Origin of the sequence: Pseudomonas sp. B20(2017) (assembly GCF_002113125.1) — a bacterium.
Taxonomy (GTDB): Bacteria; Pseudomonadota; Gammaproteobacteria; order Pseudomonadales; family Pseudomonadaceae; genus Aquipseudomonas.
In genome coordinates this window covers 1-25,257 of sequence record NZ_NEJP01000024.1, presented here as the reverse complement: position 1 = coordinate 25,257, position 25,257 = coordinate 1, and the positions used below count along the sequence as shown (strand labels likewise).

Below are 25,257 nucleotides of genomic sequence, written 5' to 3'. Positions count from 1 at the left end.
TGATTCAGCGTGCACAGCGTGCAACAGTTGTAGCGCAGCTACCAATAGTCCCGTTCATGCAAGATCGGTGGCGCCATGTCAGGTATTTGCCCCGGGAGTGGTCATGGGTTCAGCATTGATCGTCGATGATCATCCGGTGGTGGTGGGTGCCGTTCGTATGATTCTGGAGTCGGCAGGTTACAAACCGATTCATGTGACTACCAGCGGTGTCGACGTTGTGCCGATGTTACGAGAACATGCGCCGGAACTGGTCGTGCTCGACCTGAAGCTCAATGGCTTCGGCGGCCTGGAGGTATTGGCGCGCATCAGGGCCATCGGGCTGGTCTGCAAGGTGTTGATTTTCACCTCGGCCGACCCTGATCACTATCTGATGCGCTGTCGACGGGCAGGGGCGATGGCGTTTGTCGCCAAGTCCGCCTCGATGCAACATCTGCAAAATGCAATCAAGGCCGTCCGTTCGGGTTATACCTACTTCCCCGAAATGCCTGCGGTCAATGCCGGGCAATCCGAAGCACACCGCGATGAGCGAGAGCTGATTGCACTTCTGTCCACCCGCGAAATGGAGATCATGCTGAAGCTGGCCAGAGGCGAGTCCAACAAGCACATTGCTCTGGCGATGAACCTTAGTCACAAGACCATCAGCACCTACAAGACCCGCTTGCTGCTGAAGCTCGGAGTAAGCTCGCTGGTGGTATTGCGAGAGTTTGTCAAACGCAACGGCCTGTTGTGACAGGCTGCCTATGATATGGTCTCTGCGGTTTGTGCTTCTGTCGATACTGATGCTTGCAAGCGCAGCGCACGCGACCGAGCCACAAAGGCTGGAAATCGTCTCCCGCACCCGTCTCGAGGGGGTGCAGGTTCGCCTGGATGAGCAGGATAAACAGTGGCTGAGCGCGCACCCGGTATTGCGCATCGGTGCCTCCTGGCCGGATTATCCGCCCTTTGAGCTGACCCGCAAGCGTCATGAACTGGAAGGCCTTACGGCCGATTACGCCGACGCAATTGCACAGATTTTGAACATCGGCGTTGAAGTCTGGTGCTATCCCGACCGCGCAAGCGCCATGGCGGCGCTCGAGGCTGGTGAGGTGGACCTGCTGGGGACATCGAACAACTTCGAGCTCGCCGACCCGGACTTGATGCTGTCGCGCGCTTACGCCGAGGATCAGCCGATGTGGGTGACCCGGCTCAATGAGGCGTTACCGGGTGATCTCGCAGGCAAGCGCATTGCCATGGTGGACGACTACCTGCCAGCCTCGACCATCGAAGAGGCTTACCCGCAAGCTTCCTTGCAGCTCTATCGATCGATTTTCGATGCCCTCGGCGCCGTGGCGTACGGTCCGGATGCGGTTTTCATTGGCGACTTCATCAGTTCCAGCTATTTGCTCAACACCATCTTTCATAACGACCTGCAACTGGCCGGGCCTGCGGGCCTTGACGCAAACCCGTTCGGCTTTGCCCTGACCCGCAACAACACGCGTCTGAAACGTCTGGTTGACAGGGCTCTGCTGGCGATTCCCATGGAACAGCGCCTGGCGATGGAGCTGCGCTGGAGCGCCGGTCGCGCCGACATGGCGGCGCAGTCGCGGGTAAGTCTGAGCGACAGTGAGCAACAATGGCTGGATCTGCATCCGGTGGTGCGGGTCGGCGCTATCGATGACTTTGCGCCGCTGTCATTTTTTGACGCCGATGGCCGGTTCAGTGGCCTGGCGGCGCAACTGCTCAACCTGATCAGTCAGCGTAGCGGCCTCACTTTCGAGGTGGTGCGCGGGCAGTCTCAGGATCGCCTGCTCGAGCAACTCAGGGCCGGGGAGATGGATCTGTTGCCGGTGCTGACACCGAGCCGCGAGCGTGAACTTGAAATGCTGTTCACCCGCTCTTACGCCAACAGCCCCTTTGTCTTGATTACCGATTCAAAGACACAGGCGCCTCGCAACCTGGACGAGATGGCGGGCAAGCGCCTGGCGCTCTATCGCGGCAATCTGTTGCGCGACTCTCTGTTGGAGCATGTGCCCCGGATCCGTCTGATCGAGTTGCCGAGTCCGGCAGATGGCATGCGGGTGCTGCTCGACGGACAGGCCGATGCGACAGTGAGTTCGTTGCTGGTGGCGCGCTACCAGATCGATCACCAGTACCGCGACCGCTTGCGTATTGTTTCCACGCTGGGCGATCAACCGGCCCGGATTGCCATGGCCACAAGGCTCGATGCTCCGCAGTTGCAATCGATTCTGAACAAGGCACTGCTGGGCATCTCACCCCAGGAAATCGACGGTCTGGTCGCGGGCTGGAGTCGTGATGTGGTTCGGCAAGACAGCTATTGGCAGCGTCATCAAACGCAAATACTGCGCGGGTTTGCAGTGGCGGCAGGGCTGTTGCTGTCGGCATTGGGCTGGATCGGCTTTCAGCGTCGGCAGATCCGCCAGCGTCAGCAATGGCTGCAGCAGTTGCAGGAAGCCAAGGAAGCGGCCGATGAAGCCAATCGTGCCAAGAGTACGTTTCTGGCGACCATGAGCCATGAAATCCGTACACCGATGAATGCCCTGATCGGCATGCTCGAACTGGCCCTGAAACGTGCCGATGAAGGTGTTACCGATCGTCAGGCGATTGCGGTGGCATCCAGCGCCGGGCAGCAACTGCTGGCATTGATCGGCGATATTCTCGACATCGCCCGCATTGAGTCCGGGCATTTGTCGCTCGCTCCAGAGCGCGCCAATCTGCATGAAGTGGTCGCGTCGGTGTGTCGGATTTTCGAAGGCCTTGCCCGGCAGAAGCATTTGTTGTGGTATCTGGAGCTGGATGAGCGCACCGACATTGAAGTCATGCTCGATCCCCTGCGTTTCAAACAAGTGCTGTCGAACCTGCTGAGTAACGCGATCAAGTTCACCGATGACGGGCAGGTGAGTGTGCGCTTGCGCATGATCAGCGAGCTGGACGGGAAGATTGAGGTGGGCGTGACTATCGAGGACAGTGGCCGGGGCATCAGCGCCGAGGATCAGCAGCGATTGTTCCGCCCGTTTGTGCAGGTCGGCGATCACCAGTCTGTGGCGCATGGCGGTTCTGGTCTGGGGCTGGTGATCAGCCGCAACCTGTGCCGGATGATGGGCGGAGAGTTGTGGATGAGCAGCGAACCGGGAAAGGGTACGCAGGTCATGTTGCAACTGGAAGTGCCGGTGCTGGAGCCACTTGTGCAGGCCGTTGCAACCGCTCCCGCGACGGCGACGGTAAAGTCGCTGAGCGTCCTGGTGGTGGATGACCATTCCGTGAATCGCCTGCTGTTGTGCCGACAGTTGAGTGAGCTCGGGCATCGTGCTGTCGACACCGGGGACGCGAAGCAGGGGCTGACGCTCTGGCGCAAGCAATCGTTCGAGGTGCTGATCACCGACTGCAACATGCCGGTGCTCAACGGGTATGAACTGGCACGGGCGGTGCGTCAGGAAGAAGTTGCGACGGGCAGGACGCCCTGTCTGATCCTCGGATTCACCGCCAATGCGCAGATGGAAGAAAAGCAGCGATGCCGAGCGGCCGGGATGGACGATTGTCTGTTCAAACCGGTTCTGTTGCGCGATCTGAGCCAGGCCTTGATGGCTGCAGAACCCGGGGTCATCCAGGTCGAGAGCGTGAATGATAAGGGAGTGGCCGATTTCGACCTGAGTGTGCTGATGCAACTGGTCGGCGCGGACAACCCGTTGATCGAGCAATTACGTGGGGAGGTACTGAGCAATCTGCGCATCGATCTGAAGCGGCTGGACGAGTCAGGCCGCAAGGGTGATCGTGTCGATCTGCGTGATCTGGCCCATCACGTCACGGGTGGGGCGCACATGATCGGTGCCGAGCGCGTGGTCTCGGCGTGTCGAGTACTCGAGCAAGCCTGTCGTGACGATGAGCCCGAAGCGGCATTGACGACCGCTATCGAGCTGCTGCGCGTGGCCATGCAAGACCTCGCGCAGCAGCTTCAGGCCTGATCGGTCAGTCCCACTGCGGCGCGATGCCTTTGGGGCTGGTCAGGCGATGGCCGCGATCCAGTGTGGCGATCAGCGCCATGTCAGCGTCGTTCAAGGTCAGCGCCGTGGCGCCGAGGTTGCCTTGCAGGTTGGCACGCTTGGTCGACGACGGAATCACCGCGTAACCCGACTGCATCGCCCACGCCAGGGCGACTTGCGCCGGTGTGGCTTGCAGGCGCTCGGCGATCTGCACGATCAGCGGGTCCTTCAGCACTTCGCCATAGGCCAGGGTCATGTACGACGTAATCTGGATGCCCTGACTTTGCGCGAACTCGACGACCTTGCGGTTTTGCAGGTACGGGTGCAGTTCAATCTGGTTGGTGGCGATGTTTTCCGCACCGACCGCAGCAATTGCCTGTTTCATCAGATCGATGGTGAAGTTGGAAACACCGATCTGCCGGGTCAGGCCCAGGCGTTTGGCTTCCAGAAGCGCGCCCATGAACTCTTCGACCGGCACCTGATCTTCCGGCGACGGCCAGTGGATCAGCGTCAGGTCGAGGTAGTCAGTCTGCAACTTTTGCAGGCTCTCCTTGAGGCTTTCGATCAAACGATCCTTGGCGAAGTTGGCGATCCAGATCTTGCTGGTGATGAACAGCTCGTCGCGGGCGATGCCGCTGGCGGCGATGGCCTGACCGACGTCGGCTTCGTTTTCGTAGATCTGTGCGGTGTCGATGACCCGGTAACCGAGCTCAAGGGCAGTGCTCACCGAATCGATGACCACCTGACCTTGCAGGCGAAACGTACCAAGACCGAAAGCGGGAACAGACATGCAGAAACTCCAGGGTTGCAGTGGGAATGGGCAGGAGTATCCGCGTCTGGTTCCTTGGGAAAAACCGTTGTCGGGGCAAAGTACTGTTGACTGAAAGTCACGAATCGATGCGATCGATCACTGTTCTACAGGTAGAACGATGAAGACGGTTTTGGCTGACTAGTGCTAATTGTGTGGTGAATTTATGATCAGTTCATGTTCAACCTGATTACGGAGTCCACCATGAAAAACCTTATCGGTATCTACACCAGTCCTCGCGGCCACTGGGTCGGCGATGGGTTTCCGGTGCGTACCCTGTTTTCCTACGACAACCTGGGCAAGCACATCAGCCCGTTCCTGCTGCTGGATCACGCCGGGCCCGCACAGTTCACCCCGACCACTGAACGCCGCGGTGTTGGCCAGCATCCGCACCGTGGCTTCGAAACCGTGACAATTGTGTACGAAGGCGAAGTGCAGCACCGCGACTCCACCGGCAGTGGCGGCACCATCGGCCCGGGCGATGTACAGTGGATGACGGCGGCTTCCGGAATCCTGCATGAAGAGTTCCATTCGGAAAACTTCGCCCGAACCGGCGGCAATCTGGAAATGGTGCAACTGTGGGTCAACCTGCCAGCCAAGGACAAAATGGCCGCGCCGGGTTACCAGACCATTCTGGACAGTGATATCCCGAACATCGCACTCAAGGATAACGCCGGCAGCCTGCGCCTGATCGCCGGTGAGTTCGACGAACAGAAGGGCCCGTCCCGCACGTTCACACCTATCGATGTGTGGGATCTGCGACTGAACTCCGACAAGTTGCTCACGCTGGATCTGCACGAAGGCCGCAACACGGCGTTGGTGGTGCTGAAAGGCTCGGTGAAGATCAACGGTTCGGAGTCGGCAAGCACAGGGCAACTGGCGCTGTTCGAGCGTGATGGCAACCGCATCACTCTTGAAGCCAGCCAGGACGCGGTGGTGCTGCTGCTCAGCGGCGAGCCGATCGACGAGCCGATCGTCGGTCACGGCCCGTTCGTGATGAATACCGAGCAGGAAATCCACCAGGCCTTCGCCGACTTCCAGTCCGGCCGTTTCGGCCAGATGCACGGCTGAAAAAACCGGCAGGCGCCACGTGCGCCTGCCGTTTTTTTTGAGCGTGCGCCGTGGCACTCATCCCGCCAGATCAATTACTCCTACACTGAGCCCAATCTGTGCGATCTTCTCGCGACTGGCCCCTGTCGGAGTTGTTTGATGCTGTCCCTGCTCACCGATCATCCGTTGTTTTGCGCTTTGATCCTGATCCTGATCGATCTGGGCCTGTGGCGTCTCATCAGTTCCCACGGCAGCGCGTGGAAACTGTTGGTGCGGGTGCTGATTTTTGCCCTGTTCAGCATCCTGTTGTTCAACGAAGGCCTCAACCCGATGGAGGCCGCGCCTTGGGCCGACAACGTGCCGTTGCATCTGGCGGCGACCGGGTTGCAGATCGGCTGGTGGCTGTTCGGGGCGCGCACCCTGACGGTATTGATCGGCGCGGTGATGATGCAGCGGGTCGGGCACACCGGGCGGCTGTTGCAGGATCTGCTGGGCGCGGTGATCTTCCTGATTGCGATCATTGCGGCGCTGGCCTACGTGCTGGATCTGCCGGTCAAAGGGGTGCTGGCAACGTCCGGTGCGCTGGCGATCATCGTCGGTCTGGCGTTGCAAAGCACCTTGAGCGACGTGTTTTCCGGGATCGTGCTCAACACCACCAAGCCTTATCAACTGGATGACTGGATCTCCATCGACGGCACCGAAGGCCGGGTCACCGACATCGACTGGCGCGCCACGCGCCTGCAAACCAGTCAGGGCAGCATGGCGGTGATTCCCAACTCGCTGGCGGCCAAGGCCAAGATCATCAACTTCAGCCGGCCGAGCAATATGTTCGGCCTGGCCGTTTCGCTGCAAGTGAGCCCGCATGCGCGGCCGACCACCGTCATCGAAGCGTTGGAACGGGCCATGCAGGGCTGTCGTTTGCTGCTGGATAATCCGGCGCCGAGCGTGTCCTTGAAAAGTGCCGGCAGCAGCGGGATGGAGTACGAGATCAGCGGATTCGTTGCGGCGATGAATGAAAAACGCGCGGCGCGCAATCAACTGTTCGATCTGGCGTACCGGCATTTGCAGGCATCGGGAATCAACCTGTTGTCGAGTGTTGAACCCATCCCGGCAACCAATCTGTCGCGCCCCCGGGCGCTGCTCGACAGCTCGCCGATATTCTCCACGCTGCGTCAGGAAGAGAAAGAAACCTTCAGCCAGAACATGACGCTGCAAACGTTCCGTGCCGGCGAGATCATTCTAGCGGGCGGGGCGGTCAGCGATCATTTGTTCATCATTGAATCCGGTGTGGTGTCGGTGACGTTGAATCGACACGGTACACCGTTCGAGTCAGGGCGTATGGGGCCTGGCGAAGTGATCGGCGAGGCGGGGATTCTTTCCGATACCTCGTTGCCGGCCGACTTTTCCGCGAAAACCTTCTGCGCGCTGTATCGCATCGAGAAGTCTTATCTGAAGCCTTGCCTGGATGCCCGACACGACATCAACGACGCCATGCAGGCGCTGCTCGATTTCCGTTTGCACAAGGCGCAATCCCTGACGGAGGAAACACCGGTGGCAGCGCCGAAGAAAGGTTTCCTGCACTGGCTGCGCAACCGCGTCTGACTCCTTAGCGCAAACCGTAGTCCGCCAGTTTGCGTTCCAGGTTCAGGCGCACCTGTGGCCATTCATCATCGATGATGCTGAAGCGCACCGAGTTGCGCTTGCGGCCGTCCGGCATGATTCGCTCATGGCGCACGATGCCTTCCTGCTGTGCGCCGAGACGCAGAATCGCAGCGCGCGATTTCTGGTTGTTCTCGTCAGTCGTGAACTGCACGCGTACGCAATTCAGCACTTCGAACGCGTGGCGCAGCATCAGGTACTTGGCCTCGGTGTTGACGAAGGTCTTCTGAAAGCGCGCCGAAATCCAGCTGCTGCCGATCTCCAGCTTGCGATTGAGCGGGTCGATCTTCCAGAACCGGGTCGAGCCGATCACTTCACCGGTTTCCTTCAGCGCGATGACAAACGGCATGACCGTGCCGGCCTCACGACCGTCGAGGGCTTTTTTCAGGTAAGCGTCGACGGTGGTTGCCGACGGCACTACGGTGACTGTGAGGTTCCACAGTTCACCGTCGGCGGCGGCACGGAGCAGGGCATCGGCATCGGTGTATTGAAGCGGGCGCAGGATAATTCCCTGGCCTTGCAGCGTGGTTTGCATGTGGGGATTCTCGGCGGATCGGGCGAGTGCTTATTACGCCGTACGGGAACGATCCGACGCAACCGTCGCGGTGGGCGGATGTCACAGTTTTTATCGGTCAATGGCAGGAGTCCGGACGATGAAAAAAATGCGCATTGCCACGTTCAACGTCAACGGCCTGCGAGCCCGACTGCCGAACCTGCTGGAATGGTTGAGGCGCGAGCAGCCGGACATCGTCTGCTTGCAGGAGCTGAAACTGGTGGACAGCGCATTTCCTGCTGCTGAGCTTGCGGCCGCCGGTTACGGCGCCATCTGGCACGGTCAGGCGTCATGGAACGGCGTGGCGATTCTGGCCCGCGATACGCAACCGCTGGAGAGCCGGCGCGGTCTGCCCGGCGATCCCGACGATAAACACAGTCGATACCTCGAAGCGGCGGTTCACGGGGTGTTGGTGGGGTGCCTGTACCTGCCCAATGGCAATCCGCAACCGGGGCCGAAGTTCGACTACAAACTGGCCTGGTTCGAGCGGTTGATCAAATACGCCCGGGATCTGCAAAGCAGCGATCACCCGGTGGTGCTGGCGGGCGATTACAACGTGGTGCCCACGGATCTGGATATCTACAACACCCGATCCTGGCTCAAGGATGCGCTGTTGCAGCCGGAAAGCCGCGAGTGCTACCAGCGCCTGCTGGATCAGGGCTGGACCGATTCGTTGCGGCATCTGTATCCCGAAGATCGGCTGTACACGTTCTGGGATTACTTCCGTCAGCACTGGCAGAAGAATTCCGGGCTGCGGATCGACCATCTGCTGCTCAATCCAAAGCTGAGCCCTTATTTGTGCGAGGCCGGTGTGGATGCCTGGGTGCGCAACGAACCGCATGCCAGCGACCACGCGCCGACGTGGATTCGCATCGATTCGCGTAAAAGACGCTAGCAGGTGATTGGTTAATTCAATTGTCGATTCGATGCCCGGATCCCGTATACATGGCGACCATCGGCGGAACGATCCGCGCCCCCATGCAAAAGGACCCAGCAATGAGCGAGCCACGCCTGACGAACCTGAAAACGTACCTGCAACGTCTGGGATTCGATGCGCCCCCGGCACCGACCCTTGAAACCCTGCGGCTGTTGCAACTGCGTCATACCGGCGCCTTTCCCTTCGAAAACCTGTCGACGCTCAGTGGCGAGCCCGTCCTGATCGATCTGCCCTCGATCGAACGCAAGGTCTTTAACGACGCCCGTGGCGGTTACTGCTACGAGCTGAACAACCTGTTTCTGGCCTTGCTGCTGGAGTTGGGGTTCGATGCGCGGGGCATCAGCGGGCGAGTGGTGATGAATCAGCCCGAAGGCAGCTGGACGGCACGCACCCACCGCCTGAGCCTGGTGACCATTGACGGGGTGCGCTACATCACCGACGTCGGCTTCGGCGGCATGGTGCCGACCGCGCCGCTGGTGCTCGATACCGACGCCGAGCAATCCACCCCGCACGAACCTTATCGTATCGAAGTGCAGGCCGATGGCTACATGCTGCGAGCCAGGGTTGCTGGCGAATGGCGGCCGATGTACCTGTTTGACCTGCAACGCCAGGAGGACATCGATTACACCCTCGGCAACTGGTACGTCTCGACCCACCCAGACTCGCCATTTGCCCAGCGCCTGATGGTCGCGCGTACCGGTGACGGCTGGCGGCGCACATTGAACAACGGCAGTTTCGCGATCCACCGCATGGGCGCCGAGAGCGAGCGGCGTGAAGTGACGGACGTCGATGAACTGATCGAATTGCTGGAACGGGAATTCGGTCTGCGCTTGCCGCACCAACCCGGTGCACGTCTGGCGCTGGCGCGCTTGATTCAGCCAGTCTGAAACCTAAGGTTTTGCCTCCGGCTCCAGCACCCGCCGGATCTCGTTGACGGCCGCCGACAGTTTTTTCTCAAGGCTCTTGAGGTCGGTGGCGGTGATGCCTTGCTTGAATTGCCCGCTGGAATGTTCGAGTTCATCGGTTTCGCCACGGCTGTTAAGCAATGCGTGGCGCAGGGTGTTGTTGATTACCGTCTGATAGCCAAACCCTTCCTCTTCGGCGACCGTACGTGCCGCTTCGATGACCGCATCATCAAGCATGATGGTGATGCGCGTTTTACCCTTGTTGGGCGCCAATGCGCCGCGTTTTCCCTGAGAAAAGTCGTACTCGTCTTTCATGGGTCAAGCCTCCAGAAAAAATTCGCGACGTTCGCTCGGTGTAGCGATACGTGCGGAAATGATTCGAACGAAATTCGGTTCGCGGTAACTGTATGCAACAACCAATAAACGCCCTTTGCCGTCGTTGCCCAGTGTGATCCAGCGTTGCTCGTCATGGTCGTTGTCTTCAATGGTCAGTGCTCGGTCGTCGTAGAAGACCGGTTCGGCCTCGGCGAGGCTGATCCCTCTGTGTTTGAGTTTGTTGGCAGCATTCTTGCTTTTGTCGAACTGAATCTTGAATGGCTTCATTATGCATACTTTATATGTATAAAAAAGAGAGCGGCCGCGCCGTCGGTCGCCATGAACACTTCAGCCTAGGTGGATAAAACGGGGGAGCAGTCAACGATGTGTTGCCGGATTTGTGGGGGGCTAAAGCAGCGAGATAGAAGGTTGGGTGGCTAGCTAACCATTATGTGACTGACAAGTTGTATACAAGTCTATGGACATTTGTCCTGACTCTTGCATACAGTGTGCGCATAACAAAAACCAGGGAACTCCCCCACCATGAAAACGCCCCATGTTTCACACCAACGGCCCGAGGACGAGAATCTCGGGGTCGGCGCGAATATGGCTTACGGCCTGCAACACGTTCTGACCATGTATGGCGGTATCGTCGCGGTGCCACTGATCATCGGTCAGGCCGCCGGGCTTTCACCGGCGGACATCGGTCTGTTGATTGCTGCTTCATTGTTTGCGGGGGGGCTGGCCACGTTGCTGCAAACCCTGGGTTTACCGTTTTTCGGCTGTCAGTTGCCGCTGGTGCAGGGCGTGTCGTTCTCCGGCGTTGCCACCATGGTGGCGATTGTCAGCAGTGGCGGGGAGGGCGGCTTCCAGTCGGTGCTCGGCGCGGTGATTGCCGCGTCGCTGATCGGCTTGCTGATCACCCCGGTGTTCTCGCGAATCACCAAGTTCTTCCCGCCGCTGGTCACGGGCATCGTGATTACCACCATCGGCCTGACGCTGATGCCGGTGGCCGCACGCTGGGCCATGGGCGGCAACAGTCACGCGCCTGACTTCGGCAGCATGCAGAACATCGGTCTGGCGGCGGTCACGCTGGTGCTGGTGTTGCTGCTGAGCAAGGTTGGCAGTTCCACCATCTCGCGTCTGTCGATCCTGTTGGCCATGGTGATCGGCACGGTGCTGGCGGTGTTCCTCGGCATGGCGGACTTCTCCAACGTCACCCAGGGCCCGATGTTCGGCTTCCCGACACCGTTCCATTTCGGCATGCCGACCTTCCACTTCGCGGCGATCCTGTCGATGTGCATCGTGGTCATGGTGACCTTGGTGGAAACCTCGGCGGACATCCTGGCGGTCGGTGAAATCATCGGCACCAAGGTCGACTCCAAACGCCTGGGCAACGGCCTGCGGGCGGACATGCTGTCGAGCATGTTTGCGCCGATCTTCGGCTCGTTCACCCAAAGCGCCTTCGCTCAGAACGTCGGGCTGGTGGCGGTGACCGGGATCAAGAGCCGCTATGTGGTGGCAACCGGCGGTATCTTCCTGGTGATCCTCGGCCTGCTGCCGTTCATGGGCCGGGTCATCGCAGCCGTACCGACCTCGGTGCTTGGCGGCGCCGGTATCGTGCTGTTCGGCACCGTGGCGGCGAGCGGCATCCGTACGCTGTCCAAGGTCGATTACCGCAACAACGTCAACCTGATCATCGTCGCTACCTCGATCGGCTTCGGCATGATCCCGATTGCCGCACCGAACTTCTACGATCACTTCCCGAGCTGGTTCGCGACCATTTTCCATTCGGGCATCAGTTCGTCGGCGATCATGGCGATCCTGCTGAACCTGGCGTTCAACCACTTCACGGCGGGCAACTCGGATCAGCAGTCGGTGTTTGCGGCGGCAGAAGAGCGGACCCTGCGCTATCGCGATCTGGCAGCGTTGCGTGAAGGCGACTACTTCAGCGACGGCAAGCTGCATGACTGCGACGGCAACGAAGTGCCGGTGATTGATCCGGATTCGGATCACGGTCATGGCGCGCCGAAGGCACATGCCAAGAGCAGCGAACACGTCTGACCTCTGTATCTGAACAGAAAAGGGCCGATCAGTTGCGAAACTGATCGGCCCTTTTTCTATGGCGCCGCTTTTTTCAGCGCCCACAAAAAAGCCCCTCAATCTTTCGATTCAGGGGCTCTGTATTTGGCTCCACAACCTGGACTCGAACCAGGGACCCAGTGATTAACAGTCACTTGCTCTACCAACTGAGCTATTGCGGAATTGGTGCGTATCTTACTGATTTAAAAAGACTAGTCAAGCTTTCACGGAATATTTTTGCCGAACGGTTTCAGCCGCCAAATGTAAAAGTGCCCATCAGCAGTCGGGCGTACAGCGCCGTGGCCGCCAGTTGCACTAGCCACAGGGCCAGTCCGCCGAGAAACACCCCGGCCGCCACTTGCAATACCAGGCTCTTTTCGCGTTTGCCCGAGGTGCGGGGTGGATAGTAGTCCAGCTCATCGCGGTCGGCGCGCAGGTCATCGTTTTTCATGTCGGTTCTCTGAAATATCGTCTGTGTGCAGTCTAGAGGGTGTAGCGGGTTTTCTTCAGACAAATAAAAAACGGGAAGCCCGCAGGCTTCCCGTTTTCAGTGCAGCGCCGGATCAGATGACCTGTACGATGGCGTCCGTCACGGCTTCGATGTTGCTCTGGTTCAGCGCGGCGACGCAGATGCGGCCGGTGTCCAGGGCGTAGATGCCGAACTCGTTGCGCAGGCGGTGAACCTGTTCGGTGGTCAGGCCGGAGTAGGAGAACATGCCGCGCTGACGACCGACGAAGCTGAAGTCACGCTGCGGGGCTTTCTTCGCCAGCAGAGCAACCATTTGCTCGCGCATGCCGCGAATGCGCAGGCGCATTTCAGCCAGTTCGGCTTCCCACTGGGCGCGCAGTTCCGGGCTGTTCAGCACCGCGGCGACGACGCTTGCGCCGTGGGTCGGCGGGTTGGAGTAGTTGGTGCGGATCACGCGTTTGACTTGCGACAGTACGCGGGCGCTTTCTTCTTTCGATTCGCTGACGATCGACAGCGCACCGACACGCTCGCCGTACAGCGAGAACGACTTGGAGAACGAGCTCGACACGAAGAAGGTCAGGCCGGATTCGGCGAACAGACGCACGGCAGCGGCGTCTTCGGCGATGCCGTCACCGAAACCCTGGTAAGCCATGTCGAGGAAAGGCACGTGACCTTTGGCCTTGACCGCTTCCAGCACGTTGTTCCAGTCCGCCGGGCTCAGGTCGACGCCGGTCGGGTTGTGGCAGCAAGCGTGCAGCACAATGATCGAGCCGTTCGGCAGGGCGTTGAGGTCTTCGAGCAGGCCGGCACGGTTCACGTCGTGGGTGGCGGCGTCGTAGTAACGGTAGTTCTGCACCGGGAAACCGGCGGTTTCGAACAGCGCGCGGTGGTTTTCCCAGCTCGGGTCGCTGATTGCCACAACAGCATTCGGCAGCAGTTGCTTGAGGAAGTCGGCACCGATTTTCAGTGCGCCGGTTCCGCCGACGGCCTGAGTGGTGACAACGCGGCCAGCCGCCAGCAATGGCGAATCATTGCCGAACAGCAGCTTTTGCACGGCCTGGTCGTAGGCCGCGATGCCGTCGATCGGCAGGTAGCCGCGCGAGGCGTGCTGAGCGGCGCGAATGGTTTCGGCTTCGATGACGGCGCGCAGGAGTGGAATTCGCCCCTCTTCGTTGCAGTACACACCCACCCCGAGGTTGACCTTATTGGTCCGGGTATCGGCGTTGAATGCTTCGTTGAGGCCCAGGATTGGATCGCGGGGTGCCATTTCGACAGCGGAGAACAGGCTCATTTTTACGGCGGCTCTGAATGGAGAGTGGAGGGACGTGTCGCGCTCCAGCCGAATGCACTAGAGCGGTGCACAAACGGGGAGCTAGTATAGAGGCCATCATCGACCAATGGCGACAGGCGAATCAGCTTTTAAGGTAAGTTTTTCCGATTATTTCTCGACCGTTAGTCGAATGGATCTGTCGGAGACTTTACCGGATGTAGGACGTTTGCCTTGAAAGGCGAGGCAATCGGCTCCACATTCAGCACAATCTTCGTTTTTCCTTGCGCGACATCGGTCGTTTGCGGTCTTTCTCGTGGTGCTTCGGTTGACCGACGCGTCGCGATTCCAGAGGTGTTTATGTCTGAATTCCAGCTCGTCACCCGTTTCGACCCCGCCGGCGATCAACCCGAAGCCATTCGCCAGATGGTTGAGGGCATCGAAGCCGGGCTGGCGCACCAGACGCTTCTCGGAGTGACCGGGTCGGGCAAGACCTTCAGCATCGCCAACGTGATCGCCCAGGTGCAGCGTCCGACCTTGGTGCTGGCGCCGAACAAGACTCTGGCCGCGCAGTTGTACGGCGAGTTCAAGTCGTTCTTCCCGAACAACGCCGTCGAGTACTTCGTTTCCTACTACGACTACTACCAGCCCGAAGCCTATGTGCCGTCGTCCGACACCTTCATCGAGAAGGATGCGTCGATCAACGACCACATCGAGCAGATGCGTCTGTCGGCGACCAAGGCATTGCTCGAGCGCAAGGACGCGATCATCGTCACCACGGTGTCGTGCATCTACGGTCTGGGCAGCCCGGAAACCTATTTGAAAATGGTTTTGCACGTTGATCGCGGCGACAAGCTCGACCAGCGTGCACTGGTGCGGCGTCTGGCCGACCTGCAATACACCCGCAACGACATGGATTTCGCCCGGGCGACCTTCCGGGTGCGCGGCGATGTGATCGACATCTTCCCGGCGGAGTCTGATCTCGAAGCGATCCGCATCGAGCTGTTCGATGACGAAGTGGAGAGCATTTCCGCGTTCGACCCGCTGACCGGTGAGGTCATCCGCAAGCTGCCGCGCTTCACGTTCTACCCGAAGAGCCACTACGTGACGCCCCGGGAAACCCTGCTCGACGCCATCGAGGGCATCAAGGTCGAGTTGCAGGAGCGCCTGGAATACTTGCGCAACAACAACAAACTGGTCGAAGCCCAGCGGCTGGAGCAGCGTACCCGGTTCGACCTGGAGATGATCCTCGAACTCGGCTACTGCAACGGCATCGAGAACTACTCGCGCTACCTGTCGGGCCGTCCGGCTGGCGCGCCGCCGCCGACCCTCTACGATTACCTGCCGGCCGACGCGTTGCTGGTGATCGACGAATCCCACGTCAGCGTGCCGCAGGTCGGCGCGATGTATAAGGGCGACCGTTCGCGCAAGGAAACCCTCGTGGAATACGGTTTCCGCCTGCCATCGGCGCTGGATAACCGGCCGATGCGTTTCGACGAGTGGGAAGGGGTGAGCCCGCAGACGATCTTCGTTTCGGCCACGCCCGGCAACTACGAAGCCGAGCACGCCGGTCGGGTGATCGAGCAAGTGGTGCGACCGACCGGTCTGGTCGATCCGCAGGTTGAAGTACGCCCGGCGCTGACTCAGGTAGACGATCTTTTGTCGGAAATCACCAAGCGGGTGGCGTTGGAGGAGCGGGTGCTGGTCACCACGCTGACCAAGCGCATGGCCGAAGACCTGACCGATTACCTGGCCGACCACGGCATTCGTGTGCGTTATTTGCACTCGGACATCGACACCGTCGAACGGGTCGAAATCATCCGCGACCTGCGTCTCGGCACGTTCGATGTGCTGGTGGGGATCAACCTGCTGCGTGAAGGCCTGGACATGCCGGAAGTGTCACTGGTGGCGATTCTCGACGCGGACAAGGAGGGTTTCCTGCGTTCCGAGCGCTCGCTGATCCAGACCATCGGCCGCGCGGCGCGTAACCTCAATGGTCGGGCGATTCTCTACGCGGATCGCATCACCGGTTCGATGGAGCGGGCGATTGGCGAGACCGAGCGCCGTCGCGACAAGCAGATCGCCTTCAACCTCGCCAACGGCATCACGCCGAAGGGCGTGTTCAAGGACGTTGCCGACATCATGGAAGGCGCCACTGTGCCCGGTTCGCGCAGCAAGAAGCGCAAGGGCATGGCCAAGGCCGCTGAAGAAAACGCCAAGTACGAAGCCGAACTGCGCTCGCCGAGCGAGATCACCAAGCGCATTCGCCAACTGGAAGAGAAAATGTACCAGTTGGCCCGCGACCTGGAATTCGAAGCGGCTGCGCAGATGCGCGACGAAATCGCCAAGCTGCGTGAGCGGCTGTTGGCCGTTTAATGGATCGTTCCCACGCTCTGCGTGGGAATGCAGCCCTGGACGCTCTGCGTCCGCTCAAGGTTAATGTGCCTCGCCGGCCTTCAGTCCGGCGGGCAATTTCTTGGTCAGCAAAATCGCCAACATGCTGATCCCCAACGCAATCCCGACAAAATGAAACGCATCGTTGTAGGCCATGATCAGCGCCTGCTGATGAACGATCTCACTCAATTTGCCCAGCGCCGCCGTGTCACTGCCGAACCGATCAGTCATCGACGCCAGACGTTCGGCCACCTGCGGATTGGTCGGCACCACGGCTTCACGCAGGTAATCGAAGTAGATCTTGGTGCGCGCGTCCAGCAGGGTGGCGAGCAGGGCGATGCCGATGGCGCCGCCGAGGTTGCGCAAGATGTTGAAGAGACTCGACGCCGAGCCCGCGTCCTGCGGCAGGATATAAGCCGTGGCGATCAGCGAAATGGTCACCATGATCAGCGGCTGACCCAAGGCGCGGATAATCTGGATCTGATTGAACTGCGGCCCGGCGAAATCCGGGTTGAGTACGCCGGATGAAAAACTCGCCAGCCCGAACAAGCCGAAACCGATCGTGCACAGCCATTTCGGCGAGACGAATTTCATCAGTTTCGGCACCAGCGGAATCAGAAACAGCTGCGGCACGCCCATCCACATGATCACTTCGCCGATCTGCAGGGCGTTGTAATTCTGGATCTGCGCCAGATACAGCGGTAGCAGATAGATCGAACCGTACAGCCCGACGCCCATGCCCAGGCTGGAAATGCTCGACAGCCCGAAGTTTCGATTGCGCAGGATCCCCAGGTTGATCAGCGGATTGGGCTTTGAGATCTGCACAATGACGAAAGTGATCAGGCTCAGCAAAGCGATGCTGCCCAGCGTCACGATCAGGCTCGATTCCAGCCAGTCCTTGCGATGGCCTTCCTCAAGAAAAACCTGCAAGCAACCGAGGCCGATGCCCAGCGTGAGAATGCCGGTGTAATCGGTGCTCTTCAGCAGTTCCCAGTGCGCTTCTTTCTTCTCCAGCCCGTACATCAGCCCGGCGATCATGATCAGCCCCGGCGGAATATTGATATAGAAGATGTACTCCCAGCCCCAGTTTTCCGTGAGCCAGCCACCGAGGGTCGGTCCGATGGACGGGGCGAAAGTGGCGGTCATGGCAAACATCGCCATGCCTTTGGCGCGGTGGTGTTCGGGGAGTTTGATCAGGGTCAGGGTGAACGCCAGCGGGATCAGCGCGCCGCCAGTGAAACCCTGCATGGCGCGAAACACGATCATGCTCTCCAGGCTCCATGCCATCGAGCACAGCAGCGAGGAAATCAGAAACCCCAACGACACCCACACCGCCAGCCGCCGTGCCGACAGCAGCTGCACCAGCCAGGCGGTCAGCGGAATCATGATGATTTCCGCCACCAGATAGGACGTTGAAATCCACGAGCCTTCTTCCAGCGTCGCCGACAGGGCGCCCTGAATATCCTTGAGCGAGGAGTTGGTGATCTGGATGTCGAGCACCGCCATGAAGGCGCCGAGCATCACGCTCATCACCGCGATCCAGTCCCGCCGGGTCGGTTCGCCGACCGGGCGGATCAGTGAATCACCGGCCATTGTCAGGGGCGTCTTTGATGTTCACGGTGGCGGTGACGGACATGCCCGGACGGATCTTGCCGTGCAGCGGGTTATCGGCCTTGAACGTCAGTTTCACCGGAATCCGCTGCACGACCTTGGTGAAGTTGCCGGTGGCGTTGTCCGGCGGCAACAGGCTGAACTGCGCACCGGAGGCTGCGAACAGGCTGTCTACCCGTGCTTCGATCGGCGTGTCGCCATAGGCGTCGAAGAGCAGCTCGGCCTTCTGGCCCGGCTGCATGTGGCCGATCTGGGTTTCCTTGAAGTTGGCCTGGACCCAGATGTCTTCTTCCGGAACGATCGACAAAAGATAGGCGCCGGCCTGTACCACTTGACCATTGCGCGCGGCACGCTGGCCGATCAGGCCGCTGATCGGTGCGTGGATTTCGCTGCGGGTCAGGTTCAGCTCGGCCTGGGCGAGGTCGGCGCGGGCGTTGGCGATCTGCGCGTCGAGGCGTTTGATTTCGGCGGTCAGTGCATTGACCTGCTGGCGCTGGCTCTGGGCATCGGCTTGCGCCTTGGCCACTTGCGAGCGGGCGATATGGGCTTCGGCAGCAAGGGTGGTGACCCGCTCCTCGGAAACGTAGCCGGGTTTGCGCAGGGTTTCTGCCCGCGACAAATCCACCTGCGAGCGGCCGAGTGTCGCCTGGGTGGTGGCCACTTGTGCGTCGCTGGCGGCGATCAGGCTGGCTTGCTGGGTCAGTTTGCTCTGGGCTTGCAGGCGCTCGGCCTCGCGGGTGGCGAGGGCGGCGTTGGCGCGATCCACGGCGAGGCGAAAGTCATCGCCTTCGAGACGAATCAGCAACTGGCCTTTTTCCACATGCTGGTTGTCCTGTACCAGCACTTCGTCGATGCGTGCGCTCAACTGGCTCGACACGCGGGTGATTTCACCCTGGACATAGGCGTTGTCGGTGCTTTCATAAAAGCGTCCCTTGAAAAACCAATGGGCGAAAAAGCCCCCGGCAATCAACAGGACCAGCAACAGGAATATGAACAGGCGATGCTTGAGTTGGGCAGGCATGGGCAAACTGTAGTCGAGGAATTGTAAGGAAAGTTATCAGCAGGCGAATCTGGCATACAGCCGATGAGCGGTAAATGCCGTCTGTTGATATTCGGCCATTCACCACGGCCAACGGGCGTTCCAGACGCAACCTTGGCTTAAATGCCCTGCCCGCTGGAGCGGGGCGGGTGTCGCCTGTTACCATTCGCCGCTTGATCGTTCTTTGCTTTTCATTCTTTTCGAGACATGCCATGACCACCGTCCGCACTCGCATCGCGCCATCGCCTACCGGGGATCCCCACGTAGGTACCGCTTACATCGCACTGTTCAACTACTGCTTTGCCAAGCAGCACGGCGGTGAGTTCATCCTGCGGATCGAAGACACCGATCAGTTGCGTTCGACCCGCGAGTCCGAACAACAGATTTTCGACGCCCTGCGCTGGCTGGGTATCGACTGGAGCGAAGGCCCTGACGTTGGCGGCCCGCACGGTCCTTACCGTCAAAGCGAGCGCGGCGATATCTACCAGAAGTACTGCCAGCAACTGGTCGACATGGGCCACGCCTTCCCGTGCTTCTGCACCGCTGAAGAGCTGGACCAGATGCGCGCCGAGCAAATGGCTCGCGGCGAAACCCCGCGCTACGACGGCCGGGCGCTGCTGTTGTCCAAGGAGGAGGTCGCCCGTCGCCTGGCTGCTGGTGAGCCGCACGTGATCCGCATGAAGGTGCCGAGCGAAGGCGTCTGCGTGGTGCCGGACATGCTGCGTGGCGACGTCGAGATCCCGTGGGATCGCATGGACATGCAAGTGCTGATGAAGACCGACGGCCTGCCGACGTACTTCCTGGCCAACGTGGTCGACGACCACCTGATGGGCATCACTCACGTTCTGCGTGGTGAAGAATGGCTGCCGTCGGCGCCGAAACTGATCCTGCTCTACGAGTATTTCGGCTGGGAACAACCGGAGCTGTGCTACATGCCGCTGCTGCGTAACCCGGACAAGAGCAAACTGTCCAAGCGCAAGAACCCGACGTCGGTGACGTTCTACAAGCGCATGGGCTTCATGCCGGAAGCGATGCTCAACTACCTGGGCCGCATGGGCTGGTCGATGCCGGACGAGCGGGAGAAGTTCTCGCTGCAGGAAATGGTCGACAACTTCGACCTCAAGCGCGTGTCGCTGGGCGGGCCGATTTTCGACATCGAGAAACTGTCGTGGCTCAACGGCCAGTGGCTGCGTGATCTGCCGGTGGAAGAGTTCGCCGCTCGCGTGCAAAAGTGGGCGTTCAATTCCGAATACATGATGAAGATCGCGCCGCACGTTCAGGGCCGCGTAGAGACCTTCAGCCAGGTTGCACCGCTGGCCGGGTTCTTCTTCGCCGGTGGCGTGAGTCCGGATGCCAAGCTGTTCGAGTCGAAAAAACTTTCGGGCGATCAGGTTCGTCAGTTGATGCAATTGATCCTGTGGAAGCTGGAAAGCCTGCGTCAGTGGGAGAAGGACAGCATCACCGCGACGATTCAGGCGGTTGTCGAATCGCTTGAGCTCAAGCTGCGTGACGCGATGCCGCTGATGTTTGCCGCGATCACCGGGCAGGCGAGTTCGGTGTCGGTACTCGATGCGATGGAAATCCTCGGGCCGGACCTGACCCGTTTCCGTCTGCGCCAGGCAATTGACCTGCTGGGCGGCGTGTCGAAGAAAGAAAACAAAGAGTGGGAAAAGCTGTTGGGCGCCATCGCCTGATTGCGTTTGACTCTGCAGGACGCGCCGAAGGCCAGGATCATTTGATCCCTTCCTTCGGCGTTTTCCCCCGAATTTCCGGGGGGAGGGCGGTAAGTGATTGTAATGCCGACAAAAAATTTTGAATTTTTTCAAAAATAAGTTTGACAGCCTTTCGATACGCCCTTAAGATTCGCCCCGTCCTCAGCGATGACATCAACGATGAGGGGCTATAGCTCAGCTGGGAGAGCGCTTGCATGGCATGCAAGAGGTCGACGGTTCGATCCCGTCTAGCTCCACCAATTTACACTTCGAAGCCTGGCCACACCGGCTTCGAAGCGATCAACACTCAGCGTTGATCAGTTGTATAGAAGGGTTTGCGTCCCCTTCGTCTAGTGGCCTAGGACACCGCCCTTTCACGGCGGTAACAGGGGTTCGAGTCCCCTAGGGGACGCCAGTTTTACAGAAGCGATGTTGCAAAATGTCGCTCCGCCGAGAGGCGAAAAATCCGGGGCTATAGCTCAGCTGGGAGAGCGCCTGCATGGCATGCAGGAGGTCAGCGGTTCGATCCCGCTTAGCTCCACCAATTTACAGTTCAAGGTCTGGCCACACCGGCCTTGAATCGATCAGATCTCAGCACTGATCAGTTGTATAGAAGGTTTGTGTCCCCTTCGTCTAGTGGCCTAGGACACCGCCCTTTCACGGCGGTAACAGGGGTTCGAGTCCCCTAGGGGACGCCACGATTACCCGCTCTGCGGGATTTTATAAGGGTCATTCAATTATTGAATGGCCCTTTTGTTTGTCTGGCGTTTGGCCAAATCCTCTTTTTCCTTAACACTGTGCTTCAGACCAGCGGTCACATCTGTGACTTGCGGAATATTATTATGAGAATAATATTGCTATCGTAATATTCGGAGGCGACGATGAACGACAAGAAAGCTCAAACCCGCGAACGCATTCTCAAGGCCGCCAGTGCTGCACTGATCCAGCGCGGCCCGGCTGAACCGAGCGTGGGCGAAGTGATGGGGGCGGCCGGCCTGACCGTCGGTGGCTTCTACGCCCACTTCGAAAGCAAGGACGCAATGATGCTTGAGGCGTTCAAGCAATTGCTCGGTCGCCGTCGCGACCTGATTGCCGACATGGACAGCGAGCTGACCGGTGAAGAGCGCCGCGCCCTGGTGGCCGCGTTCTACCTGTCGCGCAAGCATCGCGATTCCAGCGATTCGGCCTGCCCGATTCCAGCCTCCATTGGTGAGCTGGGCCGTCTGCCAGAAGCGTTCCGGATCGCATTGAACGAACACCTGGAATTGATGATTGCGCAGTTGGCCGCAACGCCGGAAGACACCGATAAAGCGTTGGCCGACGTGGCCTTGATGGTAGGTGGTCTGGCGCTCGCGAGGGCGTTGGGCCCTGGGGATTTATCCGATCGATTGCTGCGCGCTGCCAAGTCGGCGGTGCGTTGACCTGAAGGCTACAAGCCCGAGGAGAGAGCGATGAGCACGTTGAAGTGGGTTCGCGGCGTTAATGGCACCTTGGGCTGGTTCGCACCGAAACTGGTGGCGAGCAAAATGCGGCTGGCGTTCATGACGCCGCGCGCGAATGCACCGCGGGACTGGGAATTGCCGCTGCTGGCGAAATCCGAGCGGATCACTTTGCGCTTCGGCCTCTCTGCGCTGCGCTGGGGGCAAGGCCCGACCATTTTGTTGATGCACGGTTGGGAAGGGCGGCCGACTCAGTTTGCCTCGCTGATCACGGCGCTGGTCGAAGCGGGCTACACCGTTGTCGCGCTTGACGGCCCGGCTCATGGTCGCTCGCCGGGGCGTGAGGCTAACGTGGTGCTGTTCGCCCGAGCGATGCTCGAAGCCGCTGCCGAGTTGCCACCGTTGCAAGCGGTCATCGGCCACTCCATGGGCGGAGCCAGCGCCATGCTCGCCGTACAACTGGGATTGCGCACCGAAACCCTGGTGAGCATTGCCGCACCAGCTCGCATTCTGGGTGTGTTGCGCGGATTTGCCCGCTACGTCGGCATGCCGCCCAGAGCGCGTTCCGCGTTCATTCGCCAGGTCGAGCAGGACGTCGGTATGCGCGCCGCCACCCTCGATGTCGCCCACTATCAACTGGATATGCCAGGCCTGATCGTGCATGCCGAAGACGACACCTTCGTCTCGGTCAAGGAATCCCAGCTGATCCACGAATCCTGGTTCGATAGTCGCCTGTTGCGCCTGGAAGCCGGCGGTCACCAGCGCGTGCTGGCCGACCCTCGGGTGATTGATGGCGTGCTATCACTGCTGGCCGGGCGCAGCCTTCAGGCGCGGCAATCGGCCTAGTCATCCGTTACACTGCCCCGGTTGAATTATCTGACCGGGAGTAGGGCATGGGCTGGGATCGGGCAACGCCGTTTACCATTGATCTGCAAGTGGGCGCCGAGGACATCGACGGGCTGGGCCACGCGAACAACGCGGTCTATGTGACCTGGCTCGAACGCTGCGCCTGGCGCCACTCGCAGCGCCTGGGTCTGGATCTGGTCGAGTATCGTCGTCTGGACCGGGCGATGGCCGTTGTGCGACACGAAATAGATTACCTGGCCGCCGCCTACGAAGGCGACGAGCTGCAATTGGCGACGTGGATCGTCGATTGGGATCAGCGCCTGAAAATGACCCGTCACTTCCAGCTGATTCGCCCCAGCGACAACGCCACGCTGCTGCGCGCCCAGACCACCTTCGTCTGTATCGAGCTGTCCACCGGCAGGCCCAAGCGCATGCCTGCCGAGTTCATCGAAGGCTACGGCCCGGCCATACAGACGGCGGACATGGGTTTAACCCGCGAAACCCAGTAAACTGCCGCACGTTTTTCCTTGAGTGTGTGTTTCCCATGCAAATTGCTCTGGCGCCGATGGAAGGGTTGGTCGACGACATCCTGCGCGATGTCCTGACCCGTGTCGGCGGTATTGACTGGTGCGTGACCGAGTTCATTCGGGTCAACGATCAGTTGCTGACCCCGGCCTATTTCCACAAGTTCGGCCCTGAACTGCTCAACGGTGCGCGCACGGCTTCCGGCGTGCCATTGCGTGTGCAGTTGCTGGGTTCCGATCCGGTGTGCCTGGCGGAAAACGCGGCGCTGGCCTGCGAGCTGGGTTCTGAAGTGATCGACCTGAACTTCGGCTGCCCGGCAAAGACCGTCAACAAATCCCGTGGCGGTGCGGTACTGCTCAAGGAGCCGGAGCTGCTCAACAAGATCGTCGAGCACGTGCGTCGCGCCGTACCCGCACACATTCCGGTCACCGCCAAGATGCGCCTGGGTTTCGACAGTCCGGACGGCTCGCTGGTGTGCGCCACCGCGCTGGCCGAAGGCGGTGCCGAGCACATCGTGGTTCACGCCCGGACCAAGATGGACGGCTACAAGCCACCGGCCCATTGGGAGTGGATTCCGCGTGTGCAGGACGTGGTCAAAGTGCCGGTGTTCGCCAACGGTGACATCTGGAGCGTCGAAGACTGGCGTCGCTGCCGGGAAATCAGCGGCGTCGAAGACATCATGCTCGGTCGTGGCCTTGTGTCGCGTCCGGATCTGGCCCGTCAGATCGCCGCCGCCCGTGCCGGCGAGGAAGTCGTCGAGATGACCTGGGCCGAGCTGCTGCCGCTGATCAAGGACTTCTGGCTGCAAGCCAAGGCACAGATGACCGCGCGTCAATCGCCGGGCCGCCTGAAGCAATGGCTGGCGATGCTGACCCGCAATTACTCCGAAGCCACCGAGCTGTTTACCGTGCTTCGCCGCGAAACCGAACCGGATCAGGTCTCGCGTTTGCTGGGCTTGCCGGTCGCCGAAGCGGCCTGAAAAAAATCTTCAAGTCGTCTCTTGAAAACAAAATGCAGGTCCCTATCTAAGGGTTACGCGATGCCGAATTCGGGTCGCGGAGACAAAAAAACTTGCTGATTGTTTTCAGGAGATTTGAACCATGAGTACTGCATTTTCCCTCGCTCCACTGTTCCGTTCCTCGGTAGGTTTCGACCGTTTCAATGACCTGTTCGAAACCGCCCTGCGCAACGAGCCAGGCAGCAGCTATCCTCCTTACAACGTCGAAAAACACGGTGACGATCAATACCGCATTGTCGTGGCGGCGGCCGGTTTCCAGGAAGAAGACCTGGAACTGCAAGTCGAGAAAGGTGTGCTGACCATCAGTGGCGGCAAGCGTGACGCGAACGAAGGCGTCACTTTCCTGCACCAGGGCATCGCCCAACGTGCATTCAAGCTGTCCTTCCGCCTGGCCGATCACATCGAGATCAAGGCTGCCGACCTGCGTAACGGTCTGTTGAGCATTGATCTGCTGCGAGTGATCCCGGAAGAGGCGAAAGCCAAGCGCATCCCGATCAACGGGGCGGAGAAGCCGGTCCTGCAATAAGTCGACCGGGAAGAAGGGCGCCGAAACAGACTGTGTGAAAACCTAGCAATCTGTCCGGCCCTTTAAGAAAATGCTCCGTATCGAAAGATACGGAGCATTTTTCGTTATGGCCTACATACAAGGAG

At 59.9% G+C, this 25,257-nt stretch carries 22 protein-coding genes and 5 tRNA genes; 18 read left to right on the top strand and 9 right to left on the bottom strand.

Features of this window, described 5'->3' with window-relative positions; translation table 11 throughout:
- Positions 1 to 103 precede the first annotated feature (103 nt).
- Together CAF63_RS26540 and CAF63_RS26535 are read left to right on the top strand one after the other, a co-directional pair.
- Complete coding sequence (locus CAF63_RS26540; RefSeq protein WP_085690384.1) at positions 104 to 730, top strand: response regulator transcription factor; 627 nt, start codon at positions 104 to 106, stop codon at positions 728 to 730.
- Positions 731 to 740: 10 nt separating this feature from the next.
- Positions 741 to 3,959, top strand: coding sequence for an ATP-binding protein (locus tag CAF63_RS26535; RefSeq protein ID WP_085690385.1), 3,219 nt, complete (start codon positions 741 to 743; stop codon positions 3,957 to 3,959).
- A 4-nt stretch (positions 3,960 to 3,963) separates the two neighbouring features.
- Here the strand turns inward: CAF63_RS26535 and dkgB are convergent, their stop codons facing one another.
- Positions 3,964 to 4,767: a 2,5-didehydrogluconate reductase DkgB gene (gene dkgB, locus CAF63_RS26530; protein WP_085690386.1), complete on the bottom strand. Its 804-nt coding sequence runs from the start codon at positions 4,765 to 4,767 to the stop codon at positions 3,964 to 3,966.
- Between the two features lie 222 nt (positions 4,768 to 4,989).
- On the opposite strand from dkgB, the gene CAF63_RS26525 reads away from it, so the two are divergent.
- Complete coding sequence (locus tag CAF63_RS26525) at positions 4,990 to 5,856, top strand: pirin family protein (protein WP_085690401.1); 867 nt, start codon at positions 4,990 to 4,992, stop codon at positions 5,854 to 5,856.
- A gap of 138 nt (positions 5,857 to 5,994) precedes the next feature.
- Entirely contained in the window at positions 5,995 to 7,437 is a 1,443-nt protein-coding gene (locus tag CAF63_RS26520; RefSeq protein ID WP_085690387.1) for a mechanosensitive ion channel family protein, read from the top strand.
- Positions 7,438 to 7,441: 4 nt separating this feature from the next.
- On the opposite strand, the gene CAF63_RS26515 is transcribed toward CAF63_RS26520, so the two are convergent.
- Complete coding sequence (locus CAF63_RS26515) at positions 7,442 to 8,029, bottom strand: GNAT family N-acetyltransferase (RefSeq protein ID WP_085690388.1); 588 nt, start codon at positions 8,027 to 8,029, stop codon at positions 7,442 to 7,444.
- A gap of 118 nt (positions 8,030 to 8,147) precedes the next feature.
- On the opposite strand from CAF63_RS26515, the gene CAF63_RS26510 reads away from it, so the two are divergent.
- Positions 8,148 to 8,942, top strand: a complete 795-nt coding sequence (locus tag CAF63_RS26510) for an exodeoxyribonuclease III (protein ID WP_085690389.1) — start codon at positions 8,148 to 8,150, stop codon at positions 8,940 to 8,942.
- Between the two features lie 101 nt (positions 8,943 to 9,043).
- Positions 9,044 to 9,871 carry an arylamine N-acetyltransferase gene (locus CAF63_RS26505; protein WP_085690390.1) on the top strand — a complete coding sequence of 276 codons (828 nt, stop codon included), beginning with the start codon at positions 9,044 to 9,046 and terminating at the stop codon, positions 9,869 to 9,871.
- Between the two features lie 3 nt (positions 9,872 to 9,874).
- On the opposite strand, the gene CAF63_RS26500 is transcribed toward CAF63_RS26505, so the two are convergent.
- Together CAF63_RS26500 and CAF63_RS26495 are read right to left on the bottom strand one after the other, a co-directional pair.
- Positions 9,875 to 10,204: a BrnA antitoxin family protein gene (locus CAF63_RS26500; protein WP_085690391.1), complete on the bottom strand. Its 330-nt coding sequence runs from the start codon at positions 10,202 to 10,204 to the stop codon at positions 9,875 to 9,877.
- Between the two features lie 3 nt (positions 10,205 to 10,207).
- Complete coding sequence (locus CAF63_RS26495; RefSeq protein ID WP_085690392.1) at positions 10,208 to 10,492, bottom strand: BrnT family toxin; 285 nt, start codon at positions 10,490 to 10,492, stop codon at positions 10,208 to 10,210.
- A 255-nt stretch (positions 10,493 to 10,747) separates the two neighbouring features.
- Between CAF63_RS26495 and CAF63_RS26490 the strand changes: the two genes are divergently transcribed.
- Positions 10,748 to 12,268 carry a nucleobase:cation symporter-2 family protein gene (locus tag CAF63_RS26490; protein ID WP_085690393.1) on the top strand — a complete coding sequence of 507 codons (1,521 nt, stop codon included), beginning with the start codon at positions 10,748 to 10,750 and terminating at the stop codon, positions 12,266 to 12,268.
- Between the two features lie 124 nt (positions 12,269 to 12,392).
- Here CAF63_RS26490 and CAF63_RS26485 read toward each other — a convergent pair.
- From CAF63_RS26485 to CAF63_RS26475, 3 genes are all read right to left on the bottom strand, one after another.
- A tRNA-Asn gene (locus tag CAF63_RS26485) sits at positions 12,393 to 12,468 on the bottom strand.
- A gap of 68 nt (positions 12,469 to 12,536) precedes the next feature.
- The gene (locus CAF63_RS26480) at positions 12,537 to 12,737 is read right to left on the bottom strand and encodes a hypothetical protein (protein WP_085690394.1); all 201 of its coding nucleotides are present in this window, start codon (positions 12,735 to 12,737) and stop codon (positions 12,537 to 12,539) included.
- A 112-nt stretch (positions 12,738 to 12,849) separates the two neighbouring features.
- A complete protein-coding gene (locus CAF63_RS26475; protein WP_007956422.1) occupies positions 12,850 to 14,046 on the bottom strand; it encodes an amino acid aminotransferase in 1,197 nt (398 codons plus the stop codon).
- A gap of 336 nt (positions 14,047 to 14,382) precedes the next feature.
- Here CAF63_RS26475 and uvrB point away from each other — a divergent pair, with 336 nt between their 5' ends.
- Complete coding sequence (gene uvrB / locus CAF63_RS26470) at positions 14,383 to 16,398, top strand: excinuclease ABC subunit UvrB (protein ID WP_085690395.1); 2,016 nt, start codon at positions 14,383 to 14,385, stop codon at positions 16,396 to 16,398.
- 60 nt (positions 16,399 to 16,458) lie between these two features.
- Here the strand turns inward: uvrB and CAF63_RS26465 are convergent, their stop codons facing one another.
- On the bottom strand, positions 16,459 to 17,949 hold the full coding sequence (locus CAF63_RS26465; RefSeq protein WP_178081329.1) for an MDR family MFS transporter: 1,491 nt from the start codon (positions 17,947 to 17,949) through the stop codon (positions 16,459 to 16,461).
- Positions 17,950 to 17,998: 49 nt separating this feature from the next.
- Positions 17,999 to 19,048: an HlyD family secretion protein gene (locus tag CAF63_RS26460; RefSeq protein ID WP_085690397.1), complete on the bottom strand. Its 1,050-nt coding sequence runs from the start codon at positions 19,046 to 19,048 to the stop codon at positions 17,999 to 18,001.
- A 230-nt stretch (positions 19,049 to 19,278) separates the two neighbouring features.
- Between CAF63_RS26460 and gltX the strand changes: the two genes are divergently transcribed.
- The 10 genes from gltX (at position 19,279) to CAF63_RS26410 (ending at position 25,132) form a co-directional block, all read left to right on the top strand.
- On the top strand, positions 19,279 to 20,760 hold the full coding sequence (gene gltX, locus CAF63_RS26455; RefSeq protein WP_085690398.1) for a glutamate--tRNA ligase: 1,482 nt from the start codon (positions 19,279 to 19,281) through the stop codon (positions 20,758 to 20,760).
- A gap of 202 nt (positions 20,761 to 20,962) precedes the next feature.
- Positions 20,963 to 21,038 (top strand) — tRNA-Ala (locus tag CAF63_RS26450).
- A 79-nt stretch (positions 21,039 to 21,117) separates the two neighbouring features.
- A tRNA-Glu gene (locus tag CAF63_RS26445) sits at positions 21,118 to 21,193 on the top strand.
- Positions 21,194 to 21,246: 53 nt separating this feature from the next.
- A tRNA-Ala gene (locus CAF63_RS26440) sits at positions 21,247 to 21,322 on the top strand.
- Between the two features lie 78 nt (positions 21,323 to 21,400).
- Positions 21,401 to 21,476, top strand: a tRNA-Glu gene (locus CAF63_RS26435).
- Positions 21,477 to 21,659: 183 nt separating this feature from the next.
- Positions 21,660 to 22,199, top strand: coding sequence for a TetR/AcrR family transcriptional regulator (locus tag CAF63_RS26430; protein WP_011333341.1), 540 nt, complete (start codon positions 21,660 to 21,662; stop codon positions 22,197 to 22,199).
- A 30-nt stretch (positions 22,200 to 22,229) separates the two neighbouring features.
- Positions 22,230 to 23,063: an alpha/beta fold hydrolase gene (locus CAF63_RS26425; RefSeq protein ID WP_085690399.1), complete on the top strand. Its 834-nt coding sequence runs from the start codon at positions 22,230 to 22,232 to the stop codon at positions 23,061 to 23,063.
- Positions 23,064 to 23,110: 47 nt separating this feature from the next.
- Positions 23,111 to 23,572, top strand: a complete 462-nt coding sequence (locus tag CAF63_RS26420; protein WP_011333342.1) for a thioesterase family protein — start codon at positions 23,111 to 23,113, stop codon at positions 23,570 to 23,572.
- A 35-nt stretch (positions 23,573 to 23,607) separates the two neighbouring features.
- Positions 23,608 to 24,567: a tRNA-dihydrouridine synthase gene (locus tag CAF63_RS26415; protein WP_085690400.1), complete on the top strand. Its 960-nt coding sequence runs from the start codon at positions 23,608 to 23,610 to the stop codon at positions 24,565 to 24,567.
- Between the two features lie 121 nt (positions 24,568 to 24,688).
- Positions 24,689 to 25,132, top strand: coding sequence for an Hsp20 family protein (locus tag CAF63_RS26410; protein WP_065261390.1), 444 nt, complete (start codon positions 24,689 to 24,691; stop codon positions 25,130 to 25,132).
- The last annotated feature ends 125 nt before the right edge of the window (positions 25,133 to 25,257 follow it).